Annotated in this window: 11 protein-coding genes; 7 read left to right on the plus strand and 4 right to left on the minus strand. The window is 61.1% G+C overall.

Going from position 1 to position 13,273, the window contains the following annotated elements; genetic code table 11:
* Window positions 1–92 precede the first annotated feature (92 nt).
* Entirely contained in the window at window positions 93–734 is a 642-nt protein-coding gene (locus ACYVGC_RS19565) for a hypothetical protein (RefSeq protein ID WP_460585550.1), read from the plus strand.
* Window positions 735–852: 118 nt separating this feature from the next.
* A complete protein-coding gene (locus tag ACYVGC_RS19570; RefSeq protein WP_460585551.1) occupies window positions 853–1,116 on the plus strand; it encodes a hypothetical protein in 264 nt (87 codons plus the stop codon).
* A 147-nt stretch (window positions 1,117–1,263) separates the two neighbouring features.
* On the opposite strand, the gene ACYVGC_RS19575 is transcribed toward ACYVGC_RS19570, so the two are convergent.
* On the minus strand, window positions 1,264–2,004 hold the full coding sequence (locus tag ACYVGC_RS19575) for a hypothetical protein (RefSeq protein WP_460585552.1): 741 nt from the start codon (window positions 2,002–2,004) through the stop codon (window positions 1,264–1,266).
* Between the two features lie 201 nt (window positions 2,005–2,205).
* Entirely contained in the window at window positions 2,206–3,396 is a 1,191-nt protein-coding gene (locus ACYVGC_RS19580) for a phosphoglycerate kinase (RefSeq protein WP_460585553.1), read from the minus strand.
* 246 nt (window positions 3,397–3,642) lie between these two features.
* On the opposite strand from ACYVGC_RS19580, the gene ACYVGC_RS19585 reads away from it, so the two are divergent.
* The 4 genes from ACYVGC_RS19585 (at window position 3,643) to ACYVGC_RS19600 (ending at window position 9,912) form a co-directional block, all read left to right on the plus strand.
* Entirely contained in the window at window positions 3,643–6,447 is a 2,805-nt protein-coding gene (locus tag ACYVGC_RS19585) for a D-alanine--D-alanine ligase family protein (protein ID WP_460585625.1), read from the plus strand.
* Window positions 6,448–6,610: 163 nt separating this feature from the next.
* A complete protein-coding gene (locus ACYVGC_RS19590; protein WP_460585554.1) occupies window positions 6,611–7,372 on the plus strand; it encodes a PASTA domain-containing protein in 762 nt (253 codons plus the stop codon).
* Between the two features lie 138 nt (window positions 7,373–7,510).
* A complete protein-coding gene (locus tag ACYVGC_RS19595; RefSeq protein WP_460585555.1) occupies window positions 7,511–9,484 on the plus strand; it encodes a T9SS type A sorting domain-containing protein in 1,974 nt (657 codons plus the stop codon).
* 128 nt (window positions 9,485–9,612) lie between these two features.
* Window positions 9,613–9,912: a rhodanese-like domain-containing protein gene (locus ACYVGC_RS19600; RefSeq protein ID WP_460585556.1), complete on the plus strand. Its 300-nt coding sequence runs from the start codon at window positions 9,613–9,615 to the stop codon at window positions 9,910–9,912.
* A 97-nt stretch (window positions 9,913–10,009) separates the two neighbouring features.
* Here the strand turns inward: ACYVGC_RS19600 and ACYVGC_RS19605 are convergent, their stop codons facing one another.
* Both ACYVGC_RS19605 and ACYVGC_RS19610 read right to left on the minus strand, forming a co-directional pair.
* Complete coding sequence (locus ACYVGC_RS19605; protein WP_460585557.1) at window positions 10,010–11,947, minus strand: RecQ family ATP-dependent DNA helicase; 1,938 nt, start codon at window positions 11,945–11,947, stop codon at window positions 10,010–10,012.
* Window positions 11,948–12,135: 188 nt separating this feature from the next.
* Window positions 12,136–12,939 carry a hypothetical protein gene (locus ACYVGC_RS19610; protein WP_460585558.1) on the minus strand — a complete coding sequence of 268 codons (804 nt, stop codon included), beginning with the start codon at window positions 12,937–12,939 and terminating at the stop codon, window positions 12,136–12,138.
* Between the two features lie 42 nt (window positions 12,940–12,981).
* Between ACYVGC_RS19610 and ACYVGC_RS19615 the strand changes: the two genes are divergently transcribed.
* Complete coding sequence (locus ACYVGC_RS19615) at window positions 12,982–13,143, plus strand: hypothetical protein (protein ID WP_460585559.1); 162 nt, start codon at window positions 12,982–12,984, stop codon at window positions 13,141–13,143.
* Window positions 13,144–13,273 lie beyond the last annotated feature (130 nt).

Consider the following 13,273-nt stretch of genomic DNA (forward strand, 5'->3'; position numbering starts at 1 on the left):
TGACTAGTACACTCAGTGCAAATGTTTGTTATTCAATAAAAAAAGCTAACGGCTATCGGCTAAAAGCTAATAGCTTATTACATAGGCAGATTATGCAGTTTAAACAAAGCCAGGTTACCCGCTCCACCGAGTTTGTGCTGCGCGAGCACGGCCTCTACGTGAGCCAGCGCGACGGCCGGGGCCAGCTCGATATGGCCGTTGAGATTCCCTACGAAGAAGTGTTGCCCCTGCGCCTGGAGTACCACAGCAATCGACCCGGCCGCCACTTGCGCTGGCTGGCCATTGGCCTGCTGTGGCTCATTGGCAACGCCGCCCGCCTGCAATACGCGGGCCACCGCGAGCTGCCCGAAGACTTCTGGTTTTACGTGCTGAGCGGGGCCGCTGGCCTGGGCCTAGTGGTGCTCTACGCCTGGCAAAACTGGTGGCACCAGGCCATTGTGCACACCGCGCCGCTGCGCGTGGTGCTCGCCGACCACCCGCGCGACCGCCGCCAGCTCCGCGCCTTTGTGCAGCACCTCGAAAGCCACACCAAAGCCTATCTGCGCCGCGAATACGCGCCCATCAACCCGCTGGGCCTCATCGAGCCGCAGCTGCGCCGCCTGGGCTGGCTGCACGAGCTCGACGTGCTTAGCACGCCCGAAGCCCAGGCGCTGGCCACCCGCCTCACCGGCCGCCTGCCCGGCCGTGGCTTCAAAAGCATGGGCCAGAAGTTGGAAGCGCTCTACGTAAACTAAAGCCATACTTCTCCAAAAAAGCCCCGTCGCAGTGTTGCGACGGGGCTTTTTGCTTTGTACTGAGCATCTTGAACAGCAACCGCACCCTACTTTTACCAGCTCACCCCACGCCCCCTTTATGCCCGGCTACACCCTCCTGCTTTCCGGCCTGGAGATTATTCACGAAGGAAAAATCCAGTACATCCGCATTGCGCTGTATGCGGTCGTGTTGCTGTTTATCGGCGTGGCCCTGTGGCTGGTGGGCTTCGACTTGCTGGAGAGCAACCGCAAGGCGCACCGGCTGGGCGGGATGCTGGTGTTGCTGCTGGCTGTGGGGTTTAGCATAGCCGTGCTTGGTTTTTTTTATTGGGAATACAATTTCATCGCCAGCGTGCTAGAGTAGGTAGTCAAACACATTTGTCCTACGCCAGCGTACCCATAGCCCCACGGGAACTACGCAATCAATCGCTAATTATCTCACAATCAATATTATAGCAAAAAGACCTACCGGCTAGCCGGTAGGTCTTTTTGCTAATGGCAATCTACCGGGCTATTGCCCCGGTTGGCTTTCGGGGCCGAAGGCGTTGCCGGCCGCGGCGCGGCCAATGCCGCCGTCCGCGCCTTTGTCACCCTCACTCAGGTCGCCGGTTTCGGCCGAGGCGCGGGCGTCGTTGTAGGCCTGGCCCAGGCTGGGAATATCGGCGCGCAGGTTGTCGATGCGCGTGTCGAGGCGGCGCAGCACTTTGTGCAGGCCCTTTACCACTTGGCGGGCGGTGTCGTTGAGGGCGCTGCCTTTCTCCAGGGTGCTGTTATTGAGGCCGGCCAGGGGCTCGTACACGGCAATGGCATCGGTGAGGGTTTGGAGGTGTTCGGTGGTTACGCCTTCGTTGGCGAGCAGGGCGCTGGCACCATCGGCGGCGGCGGCTACGGCGTTGAGGGCACCCAGCAGCTCCTCGCCGTGCAGGGGGTTGAGCACGTCGGGGGTGTAGCTGGCTACTTCGGCCAGGGCCGGGTTATGCAGGTTGAGTTGCAGCACGCGCAGGCCGCGCACAATGCGGCCAGCGGCGGCTTCGGCCGCCTGCTCCGCCTGGTCGCGGGCATCGGCGGGGTCTTTAGCGTTCTTATCGCCCTGGCGGTTGGATACTTCGTCGTAGGATTGCAAGAAGTTATTGAGCTGCTCAAAATCGGCTACCATCGCCGGGCTGCGCTCCTCCCACTGGGGGCGCTGGTCGGTGAGCGTGCGGTACACTTGGCGGGCCATTTTGGCGTATTCCTGTTCGTGGTCAGTCATCGGGAGTGGAAAAGAAAAGTGGTACCCGTTCATACGGGTACCACTTCGTTTTGGCTGCATTAACGAGGAATTTGCTACAGCACAAAATTGTCATTGCGAGCCCCGCGAAACAATCGCGCCCAAACAATACGCGAACAATTCGTTCTTATGCGATTGCTTCGCGGGGCTCGCAATGACAGATTTACTTACTAATCAACTTCCCTACCCCAGGGCCGCCACGCCGGGCAGCTCCTTGCCTTCCATGAACTCGAGCAGCGCGCCGCCGCCGGTGCTGATGTAGCTCACGCGGTCGCCAAAACCAAGCTGCTGCACAGCCGCGGCCGAGTCGCCGCCGCCGATGAGTGAGTACGCACCGGCTTCGGTGGCTTCGGCAATGGCGCGGGCCACATACTCGGTGCCCAGCGAGAAGTTGCTCATCTCAAACACGCCCATCGGGCCGTTCCAGAGAATAGTTTTCGAGTCCTTGATGATGCCAGCAAACTCTTCGCGGGAAGTGGGGCCGAGGTCGAGGCCCATCCAGCCTTCGGGGATGCTGTGGTTGGGGGCCACATCCACGTTGGCGTCGTTGGCAAACTTGTCGGCGATGAGGCTGTCGCCGGGCAAAACCAGGTTCACGCCTTTCTCTTTCGCCTTGGCAATGAGGGTTTTGGCCAACTCCACCTTGTCGGCTTCGAGCAGCGAGTTGCCCACGTGCCCGCCCTCGGCCACGGCAAAGGTGTAGGCCATACCCCCGCCGATGAGCAGGTTATCCACCTTATCCAGCAACTGCTCGATAATCAGTATCTTATCCGAAATTTTGGCCCCGCCCATGATGGCCGTGAACGGCCGCAGCGGGTTATCGAGCACCTTCTGGGCATTGTCGAGCTCGCCTTGCAGCAGCAGGCCGCCCACGCGGTCCTGGGGCGCAAAGTTGTGCGCCATTACGGCGGTGGAGGCGTGGCGGCGGTGCGCCGCGCCAAAGGCATCGTTCACGTACACGTCGCCGAGCTGGGCCAGGTGCTTGGCAAACTCTTCATTGCCAGCCTCTTCCTCTGGGTGAAAGCGCACGTTGTCGAGCAACAGCACCTGGCCGGGCTGCAAGCCCTGGGCCTTGCTCATGGCCTCGTCGGAAAGCACGTCGCCGCCCCACAGCACATCGCGGCCATATTCCTGCTGGAGGCGCTGGCGCAGGCTTTCGAGTGAGTATTTCTTTTCGTAGCCGCCCTTGGGCCGGCCCAGGTGCGAGAGTAGCACTACGGAGCCGCCATCGGCCAGAATCTTCTGGATGGTGGGCGTGGCCGCCCGAATGCGGGTGTCGTCGGTGATGCGCAAGTCCTTGTCGAGCGGCACGTTGAAGTCGACGCGCACCACGGCGCGGCGGCCGGCGAAGTTGTAGTTGGCGAGGGTGTTCATGAGAGGTGAAAAAGGGGGAAATAATTGACTGTCATTGCGAGCGCAACGAAGTGGAGCGCGGCAATCTTTCCTTGGCAACCACCCGGCTATCCGCAAGTAATACGGGCTTTACGGCTTACTGGTGATTAGGAAGCAAGCGCAAAGGAAAGATTGCCGCGCTCCACTTCGTTGCGCTCGCAATGACATACGACTTACTCACCCACCCATTTACTCACTTACCTCCCCCGTACCTTTGTGCCCAGTATGATGAGAATCGGCATTTTCTTTGGGGGCACCTCGCGCGAGCGGGAGATTTCGTTTGCGGGCGGGCGCACCGTTTTTGACAACCTGGACAAGGGCTTGTTTCAGCCTGTGCCCATTTTTGTGGATAGCCAGGGGCACTTCATTTTGCTCGACTGGCAGTACCTCTACAAGGGCACCATCCGCGACTTTTACCCGCCCGTGGCCGCGCTGCCCGCCACCCGCCACCCCTGGCAAGTCTACATCGAAAGCCTGGGCGAGCTCAGCCCCGAAGCCCTCACGGAGCTCATCAGCCACGTAGGCCGCCAGGTTGAAGCCAGCGAACTGCCTAAGCTCATGGACTTTGCTTTCCTGGCCCTGCACGGGCCGGGCGGCGAAGACGGCGCCATCCAGGGCCTGCTGGAGTGGGTGGGGATTCCGTACTCGGGCTCCGGTATCTTGCCCTCGGCGCTGGGCATTGATAAAATCGCGCAGAAGCGGCTGATGCAGGCCGTGGGGCTGGCTACGCCGAAGTTCGTGGTCGAAACGCTGGATTATGATGAGCCAGAAGTTATCCTGCACGAGCTAATAGAAGAGCTTGGTTTACCGCTGGTCGTGAAGGCACCCCATCAGGGCAGCAGCATTGGCATAAGTATAGTGCGGGAGGCCAATGCGGAGCACCTTAAAATAGCAGTAGACCGGGCACGATTCAGGCGGCAGTTATTTCGCAGTGAGTGGGAAAAGCTAGATGATAATGGCCGACTTACTTGGGTGCGGCAGTTAGCCGACATACGCGAAGGTATTGGCTTGCCCATTAAGGCGAGCATCAAGCTGTGGCGCGACGACCAATGGAGCAATGTTTGCCAAACCATGGAGCATCCCGAAGCTCTGCTTAGTTTCATCAATCAGAGTTTTATAGATGAAGTAGCTAGTAAAAATATCCATCTTGAATATATCAACAGACATTCTCCAGCGGATATTGATGACGAATACAAAATCCTCGTAAAAGAGAGTAATATCCCCCTCATTTTAGAGAGCCTCACTGGCGAAACCCAGGTCCTCATCGAGCAATTTGTGGCCGGCCGCGAGTTTTCTTGTATTGTTGTAGAAAATAGATTTGGCCAGCCCCTGGCCCTGCCGCCCACCGAGATTGTGAAAGGCACTGAGGTCTTCGACTACCGCGCCAAGTACCTGCCTGGCCTGGCCCGCAAAGTCACGCCCATCGACCTACCCGAGGCGGATATTGAGCGCATTCGGCAGCAGTGCCAAACGATGTTCAGCACCTTCGGCTTCGAGGTGTACGCGCGGCTCGACGGCTTCATTCAGGAAGATGGCACCATCTTTTTGAATGACCCAAATACCACGAGCGGCATGCTGCCGGCGTCGTTCTTCTTCCACCAGGCGGCCGAGATTGGGCTGAACCCCAGCCAGTTCCTCACCTACCTCATCCGCACGTCGCTGGCCGCCCGCCGGCGCGGCGGCCTGAAGCCGGTGCAGTTGGAAGCCGTGCTGCAAAAGCTGGATGCCGACATTAAATCGCGCCAGCAAGTGACCGACGACCGCATTCGCGTGGCCGTTATCATGGGCGGCTACTCCTCCGAGCGGCACATTTCGGTGGAGAGCGGGCGCAACATCTACGAGAAGCTGAGCAGCAGCACCAAGTACCGGCCGGTACCGATTTTCCTGGCCGGCAACAGCGAGGAGTTCCGCCTCTACGAGCTACCCATCAACGTGATGCTCAAGGATAACGCGGATGATATTCGCGAGAAAATCGAGCACGCCGAGGCCGGGCACGCGGCCCACCCCATCCTGGCCAAAATCCGCCAAGAGGCCACCGACATCACCAGCACCTACGCCGGCCAGGCCATTGCCGCGCCGCGCCGCCTCTCATTCGAGGAACTGGCCGAGCAGGTCGATGAGGTATTTATTGCCCTGCACGGCCGCCCCGGCGAAGACGGTGCCTTACAATTGGAGCTGGAGAAATTCGGTATGCCCTACAACGGCTCGGGCGCGGCCAGCAGCGCCGTGACCATCAACAAGTTCGAAACCAACCGCCGCCTGCGTGAAGCCGGCCTGCGCGTAGCCGACCACCGCCTGGCCCAGCGCCTGGAGTGGCTGGCCGACCCGGAAGCCTTCTACCGCAGCCTCGAAGCTCAGTTTGGCTACCCCTTCATTGCCAAGCCCGCCGACGATGGCTGCTCCTCGGCCGTGAAAAAAATTAAAACCCGCGCCGAGCTGCAAGCCTTCAGCGAGCAGATTTTCCGGCAGCAGGAAGCCTTGCTCACCGGCCCGGCCGAGGTACTGCACCTGGGCTTCAAGGAGGAGTTTCCGCAGAAGGACGCCTTTTTGGTGGAAACCCTGATTGGCCCCGACGGCGCGGCCACCTTCCTGGAGGTAACCGGCGGATTACTAACCTCTTACGACACTAACGGCCAGCTGCAAATCGAAGTATTCGAGGCCAGTGAGGCCCTGGCCAATGGCGAGGTGCTGAGTCTGGAGGAGAAGTTTCTGGCCGGCGAAGGCCAGAACATCACGCCTGCCCGCTACGCCGCCGACCCCGCCGAGCGCCAGCGCGTCAGCAACGGGGTGAAGCGGGTGCTGCACCAAGTGGCCGAGATTTTGCACATTGAGGGCTACGCCCGCATCGACGCCTTTGTGCGGGTGCGCGCCGGTGGGGCCATCGAAGTGCTTATTATTGAGGTCAATTCGCTGCCCGGCATGACGCCCGCCACTTGCATTTTTCACCAAACGGCGCTGGCGGGGTACACGCCTTATCAATTCATCGACCGGATTCTGGATTTCGGCAAGGCGCGGCAGGCTAAAAGTTTATAAATCGCCTGTCATTGCGAGCGCAACGCAGTGGAGCGCGGCAATCTCTCCTTCACGCCGGCGTTACTAATCCGATGATGAAAACGCCCAAGGAAGGATTGCCGCGCTCCACTGCGTTGCGCTCGCAATGACAGATGGCCCCAACACCCAAGTACCAAACACGCTAATGTCTTTCTTAAAATCTGATACCTGGTTCGACGTTTTTCTGCACCTAGCGCTCATTGTGGGGCTGGGGGCGGCGCTGGTGCTGGGCTTTTTCTACGTGTACTTGCCCATTACCACGCACCATGGCGAAACCATTGTGGTGCCCAAAGTGACGGGCATGAACCTGGCCGAACTCGAAAACTACCTCGACGAGCGCAAGCTGGCCTACTTCGTGGACGATAGCAGCTACGCGCCCGGCACCCGCGCCCTTACCGTGCTCACCCAGGAGCCCGCGCCCGGCGAAAAGGTGAAGCAGGACCGCAAAATCTATATCTCGGTGGCCATGCGCCGCCCGCCGGTCATCAAAATGCCCAAGCTAACGGACGGCTCGGTGAAAAACGCCCAGCTCATTCTGGCGAGCTACGACCTGGTTATCGGCCAGATAAAGCTGGTGCCCAACGTAGCTAAAGACGCGGTGCTCAAGCAGTTGGTGGGCGACAAGGAAATTGCGCCCGGCGCGGCCATCGCCAAAGGCACCAAAGTAGACCTGGAGGTGGGCGACGGCCTCGGCAACACCGAATTCGAGCTGCCCAACCTGGTAAACATGCCCGAGGATGAGGCCCGCACCCTGCTCGCCGGCCAGCACCTCGAAGTGGGCGAAGTATTCAAGCAAGCCGCCGAGGCTGGTCAAACGCCGGGCACCGTGGTGCGCCAGCGGCCGGCCGCTACACCGGGCGCCACCATTCGTATGGGCCAACTAGTCGATTTGTGGGTAGCAGAGTAGCTTTTCGGTAAAAAAACTGTCATTGCGAGCGCAGCGCGGCAATCGTACTCGAACGAAACCGTTGGGATATCGTTCGAATACGATTGCCGCGCTGTGTTCGTACAGGACAGTTGGTTTATCTATAACTTGAAATTTAGTATGCGTCCACTACTCTACTTACTAGGACTACCGGCCCTGCTGCTAGCCGTTGCCGCTCAGGCTCAGACGACGCCCCTGCTCCTCACGCCCCAGCCGCTGGCGGCCGACCCCAGCCGGGCCGCCACGGCCGACCGCAGCACCGCAACAGCGCAGCGCACGGCGGCGCTCACGCTACCCTTTTTCGAGGACTTTACGTTGCCCCGCGATGGGCAGCCCAGCCCTTTGCGTTGGCAAAATGCCACTACCACCGCTACTTACCCCGATGGTAGCGGGCTGTTTCAGAGCTACCGGGGCGGCGGGGCCTACGTGAGCAACCGGCTGGCCAGCGAACCCCTCACGCGGGGCACCGCCACGCTAGACGGCCTGCGGGCCAATGGCCAGCCGTACAGCGCCGGCTCAGCGTCGTTTTACAGCGCCACCGACACGCTCACCTCGCAGCCCATCGACCTAAGCACGTTTTCGGCATCCAACCAGCTGTACCTCAGCTACGCCTGGCAAGCGGGCTCGTTGGCGGGCTCGCCAGTGGCCAATGGCAGCGTGACACCGGTGTTTCTGGCGCTCGAATTTTTGGACAATGTGGGCCGCTGGAACCGCATCTGGACCTATAATGCGGAAGGCAAAACCACACGGTTTCGGCAGCAGATTTTCCCACTCAACCAGGCTGCCTACTTCCACAGCAACTTCCGGTTCCGGTTTCGGGCCTCGGGTAACCAGTCGTCGAGCCGCGACGCGTTCGGGCTTGATTACATCTACCTGAATAACAACCGCACGGCCAATGACACTGTCTTTCAAGATATTGCTACCGGCCGTGGGTTGAGCAGCCCGCTCCAGCGCTTCACGGCCATGCCGGCCTGGCAATACGCCGCCACCAGCCCCAGCCCGCTGAATTCGGCCATGACTACGACCGTCAATAACCTGTTACCCAGTGGCAACCCCACGCCCATTAGCTGGCTGGGCATGGTACGCGAGCTGACCAACGGCGGCTTCGGCCCCGCCACTTGGGTCGCCGGCAACCAGCCGCTGCTGGCCGGGGCGCGGCAGGTGGCCATTACGGGCGATGCGCGCACGGCCCCGCTGCCGGCGGCCGGCACCACCCGCCGCTACCGCTATACGCTAGCCCTGCAAACCAACGAAACCAACCCGCTCACGCTGCCCAACGACACCACCTACCGCGACCTGGAACTCGCTAATTACTACGCCTTTGACGATGGTACGGCCGAAGCCTTCCTCACGCTGCCGGCCCTGAGCACCGGGCCGGTTACGTATTTTGCCTACCCCATTGCGGCCGCCAAAGCCGACCAGGTGCAGGCCATTCGGCTGGCGCCCATCTTCAATAATATTCCAACGGGCCAGGGTGGCGAAAACTTCCAGAACCGCTCGGTAACCGTGGCCGTGTGGGCCGACAACAACGGCCAGCCCGCCGATGCGCCGCTGGCCACCGCCACGGCGGTACTCAACCAAAATATGATTGGCAACGTGTTTTACGACGTGCCTTTTACCCCGCCGGTGCCGGTACCCGCGTCGGGGCTGTTTTATATCGGTTATGGGCAGGCATCGGGCGGGCAGTTTTTGCCCTACGGCTTCGATTTGAACAACACCTCCACGGCCCCTACGCTGTTCTATAACAAGCAGGGCGCGTGGTCGAAGCCGGCCCTTACTACGCCCGGCACCATCATGATGCGCGCCGTGATGAACAATGGCATCCTGGCCACCCAGGCCCAGCAGGCCACCAACGCACAGTTTGGCCTCTACCCCAACCCTGCCCCTACCGGCACCACGGTGGCCGTGAGTGGCCCCGCTTTCCGGCGCGCCACCGTGCTCGACGTGCTTGGCCGCTCCGTGTGGCAACAGCCCGCCGCCGAGGCGGGCCAGCCCACATTGCGCCTACCCACTACGCTGCCCGGCGGCGTGTACCTGGTGCAGCTCACGCTGGCCGATGGCAGCGTGGCTACCCGCCGGTTGGTAATAAATTAATGTAACACTCACTTTATCAGTATATTATCTCGCACAAAGCCAAAGCGGCTACCTAATAGCCGCTGGCCGCTGCTGACATTGCCTTCGCACTCTTACTCAACTCTCTGTTTTTCAACATCTCCTACCCAATGGCCGACATTACCGCCCCCGAACTGAAGCAGCGCCAGCAAGCCGGCCAAACCCCCACCATCATCGACGTGCGCGAGCCCTGGGAATTTGAGGAAAGCCGCATCAGCGGCAGCCAGAACGTTCCGCTTGGCAACCTACCCGCCGCCCTTGATGACTTGGAAGACCTTAAAGACCAAGAAGTTATTGTGCACTGTAAAAGCGGCGCGCGCTCTTCGGCTGCCAAAGCCTTCCTCACCCAGCAGGGCTTCACCAACGTGCGCAACCTAGAAGGCGGCATCATGGCCTACCAGACTTTGTAGCGTAAGCTTCAGCTTGCGCGTGAGCGCAGCGAACATGGTCGTTCGCGCCGCCCAGTACCGCCTGCTCGCTGCGCTCACTCGCAAGCTGAAGCTTACGCTACTTCGCCCCCAACCGGCCGTCGGCGGAGTAGGCTAGCTTACCCAACTCGACCAAGCTACGCAGCGCCGCGGCTACGGCCGTAGCCTCGGCGGCGGGGTAGCGGGCCACCACTTGGCGCGGCAGCAGCGGCGTGGCCCGCAGCAATTCGAGTAGTCCGGCTTGCAGCCCGGCGGCGTCGGTGGGCGCTTGCCGGGCTTTTTTGCGGGCCAGGCACACGTCGCACACGCCGCAGGCGGGCGCATCGGGCTCGGCAAAGTAGTCAAGCAAAAGCTGCTGGCGGCAGTGCGTAGTGCTGGCCGCGTAGTCGATTACGGCCTTGGTTTGGTGCTCGGTGAGCTGCCGGGCGGCCTTCAGGCGGCGCTCGTTGAGCGGCAGCTGGGCGGCGTCGTAGCGGGGCGTGAGGAAGAGGGCCTGCGGCAATTCGCGCCGGGGCTGGTAGTGCAGCACGCCGGTACTGTGCAGGTAGCGCAGCTGGCGCGTCACGTCCACGGTGCTTTGGCGCAGGTGGCGGGCCAGCGCGCTTTCGGCAATGTTCTGAAACGTCACGAACAGCTCACCGCCATAGAGCCGCAGCAGCGCCTTGATGAGCAAGTCGTGCTGGGCATTAGCTACCTGAAACTGATATAAATCGTGCTGATTGCTAATGAGTTGCACCCGTGCCGGCTGGTTCACGGCCTCGGTGAGCTGCACGAAGCCCTGCTGCTCCAGCAGCTTGAGCGCGTGGTGGGCATCAATGGCCTTGAGGCGATAGGTTTCGGCAAACAGGCCGAGGTCGAAGTCGAAAGCTACCAGCTCGCCACCGCCCACGGCCGTGCGCGAGTAGTTGGCCAGCGCCTGGTACACGCGGCGTACTACGTCGGGCGGCGGGTGGGCCAGCGTGGCCTGGCGGCGCAGGTTGTCGGCGTCGGCGGGGCCGCTGAGCAGCACGGCAAAGGCGTAGAGGCCGTCGCGCCCGGCGCGGCCGGCCTCCTGGTAGTAGGCCTCCAGGGTAGCGGGGGCTTCGAGGTGGGCCACCACACGCACATCGGGCTTGTCGATACCCATCCCAAATGCATTAGTAGCCACAATGATGCGCGTTTTATCGGCCAGCCAGTCTTGCTGGGTACGGGTGCGCTGCTCGGCGGGCAGGCCGGCGTGGTAGGCCACGGCGGGTAGGCCCTGCTGGCTCAGCCAGGTGGCGGTGTCCTCGGTTTGGCGGCGAGTGCGGGCGTACACAATGCCCGTTTTGCCGGGCCCCACACCGCGCAACACTTCCAGCAGGCGGCGCTGCTTGTCTTCGGTGGGCAGCACCGAGTACGACAGCTTAGGCCGCGCAAAGCTCTGGGTGAACACGCCGTAGCCGGGCCGAAAGTGGAGCTTTTCCACAATGTCCTGCCGCACCTGGCCGGTGGCCGTGGCCGTGAGCGCAATGCACGGCACGGTGGCCGGCAGCAGCGCCCGCAGCTCGGCAATGCGCAGGTAGGGCGGCCGAAAATCATACCCCCACTGCGACAGGCAGTGCGCCTCGTCAATGGCCAGCAGCCCCACGCTCATGCGCGCCACCCGCGCCCGAAATAGGTCAGTCAGTAGCCGCTCGGGGCTGACGTACAAGAACTTAACCTCGCGGCCATACACGCAGTTATCCAGCGCCTGGTCGATTTCCTGGTGGCTCATGCCTGCGTACACGGCCTCGGCCTTGAGGCCACGCTTGCGCAGGTTTTCCACCTGGTCGCGCATGAGGGCGATGAGGGGCGTCACCACCACGCACAGGCCCGGCCGCGCCAGCGCCGGTACCTGGAAGCACACGCTTTTGCCGCCACCGGTGGGCAGCAGCGCCAAGGCATCGCGCCCCGCCAGCACTGCCTCAATAATTTCCTGCTGGCCCGGCCGAAACGCCTGGTGCCCCCAATACTGGCGCAGCAGAGCAAGCGGGGTGGCAGTGTCGGCAGTCGGCATAGGGCAAAATTACGTCACCTGCGCAAACGTGCCACCCCACCCCCGACCCTCCCCTTCGGAAGAGGGGAGCCTGACGACTGGTGGGCGTGCCGCCATGGCTCCCTCTCCCGAAGGGGAGGGGCTGGGGGTGGGGTAATGCAAAAAGCCCGGTGCCTCACGGCACCGGGCTTTCTAAAAACTTAAACTAACTAAGCGGCTACGGCCGACGTGCCCTCGCGGTCCTCAATGGCCTTGCGCAGCTTGGCAATGGCCTGGGTAGCGCGCTCCTCGTCCAAGCGGTTGATATTGAGCAACATCTTGGTCTTTTCCTGGCGCGTGATGAGCGGGTGGTTCAGCAGGCGAATGATTTCTTCCTTCTGGCTGGCGGTGGCGTACTGTACCGAAGCGGCAGGAGCAGCTTCGGCGGCCGGCGCTTCAACGGGCGCGGTCGTGAGGGCGCGCATCACGGGAGCAGTTTCGGCTACTACGGCCGGGACCACGGCGGGCGCGGGCACGTTGCCCGAATACTCCATTTCCTCGGCGGGCGTGGGCTCGTAGCCGGCCGCGCGGATAATCCAGGCTAGAATATTGCGGTAGGCCTTGCCGATGGCGCGGGTCTGAGCCATGCTGGCAATGGCAAACTCCTGGTAGAACTTCTTGCCGCTCTCTTTATTGGAGCAGATGGCGAAGCCCGCGCCCACCGTTACGCCGTGGCGCAGGTCGAAGAGGGTCACCTTGGCCTGGTACTTAATTTCCTGGTCGTTGCTGAGGTTGATGACGTGCTCAACCACGGGCACAATGCCCAGGCGCGAGCCGGCGTACTGCCAGCCCTCCACGTTCACAAACTCCTTGCCTTGCACCTGGGTGCTAAGCTTGTTGTCTTTGATAAACTTAGCCAAGTCCTTCGCTAAGTCGAGCGTTTCGTCCGATTTAGCGATGTCATAACTCTCCGCACGGGGAGCGGCTTTCTTGGCGACGGTAGCTTCCTTGGGGGTTTTGGTGACTTCGGTCATGGCGTGGGGTGGGCAGTGCCCGGTTATCGTTCTGTAGTACGAGTGAATAACCAACCTAACGCAAAGAGTGTTCCAAAAAAGCCAATTATTTTAGTAAAATTTAGTGCTGATAATCAAGATGTTCAGGAAGGGTTAAAAACCGTTTTGCAACAGGGCGATTTTCCAAGTTCATTAGTTAGATTTTTCTTGGCAAAAGCTAGCTAAAAAAGAACTGTCATGCTGAGCCTGCGAAGCATCCTATCGCGCCAGAACAAGTAGTCTGGACGTGATAAGATGCTTCGCAAGCTCAGCATGACAGCTAATAGGTGCTGAGTTGCGAGCTCTCAACCAGCAC

The organism is Hymenobacter arcticus (genome assembly GCF_054779975.1).

Coding starts and splice junctions, on each gene's coding strand:
- ACYVGC_RS19565 (WP_460585550.1), top strand. CDS start 93: ATGCAGTTTAAACAAAGCCAGGTTACCCGCTCCACCGAGTTTGTGCTG.
- ACYVGC_RS19570 (WP_460585551.1), top strand. CDS start 853: ATGCCCGGCTACACCCTCCTGCTTTCCGGCCTGGAGATTATTCACGAA.
- ACYVGC_RS19575 (WP_460585552.1), bottom strand. CDS start 2,004: ATGACTGACCACGAACAGGAATACGCCAAAATGGCCCGCCAAGTGTAC.
- ACYVGC_RS19580 (WP_460585553.1), bottom strand. CDS start 3,396: ATGAACACCCTCGCCAACTACAACTTCGCCGGCCGCCGCGCCGTGGTG.
- ACYVGC_RS19585 (WP_460585625.1), top strand. CDS start 3,643: ATGAGAATCGGCATTTTCTTTGGGGGCACCTCGCGCGAGCGGGAGATT.
- ACYVGC_RS19590 (WP_460585554.1), top strand. CDS start 6,611: ATGTCTTTCTTAAAATCTGATACCTGGTTCGACGTTTTTCTGCACCTA.
- ACYVGC_RS19595 (WP_460585555.1), top strand. CDS start 7,511: ATGCGTCCACTACTCTACTTACTAGGACTACCGGCCCTGCTGCTAGCC.
- ACYVGC_RS19600 (WP_460585556.1), top strand. CDS start 9,613: ATGGCCGACATTACCGCCCCCGAACTGAAGCAGCGCCAGCAAGCCGGC.
- ACYVGC_RS19605 (WP_460585557.1), bottom strand. CDS start 11,947: ATGCCGACTGCCGACACTGCCACCCCGCTTGCTCTGCTGCGCCAGTAT.
- ACYVGC_RS19610 (WP_460585558.1), bottom strand. CDS start 12,939: ATGACCGAAGTCACCAAAACCCCCAAGGAAGCTACCGTCGCCAAGAAA.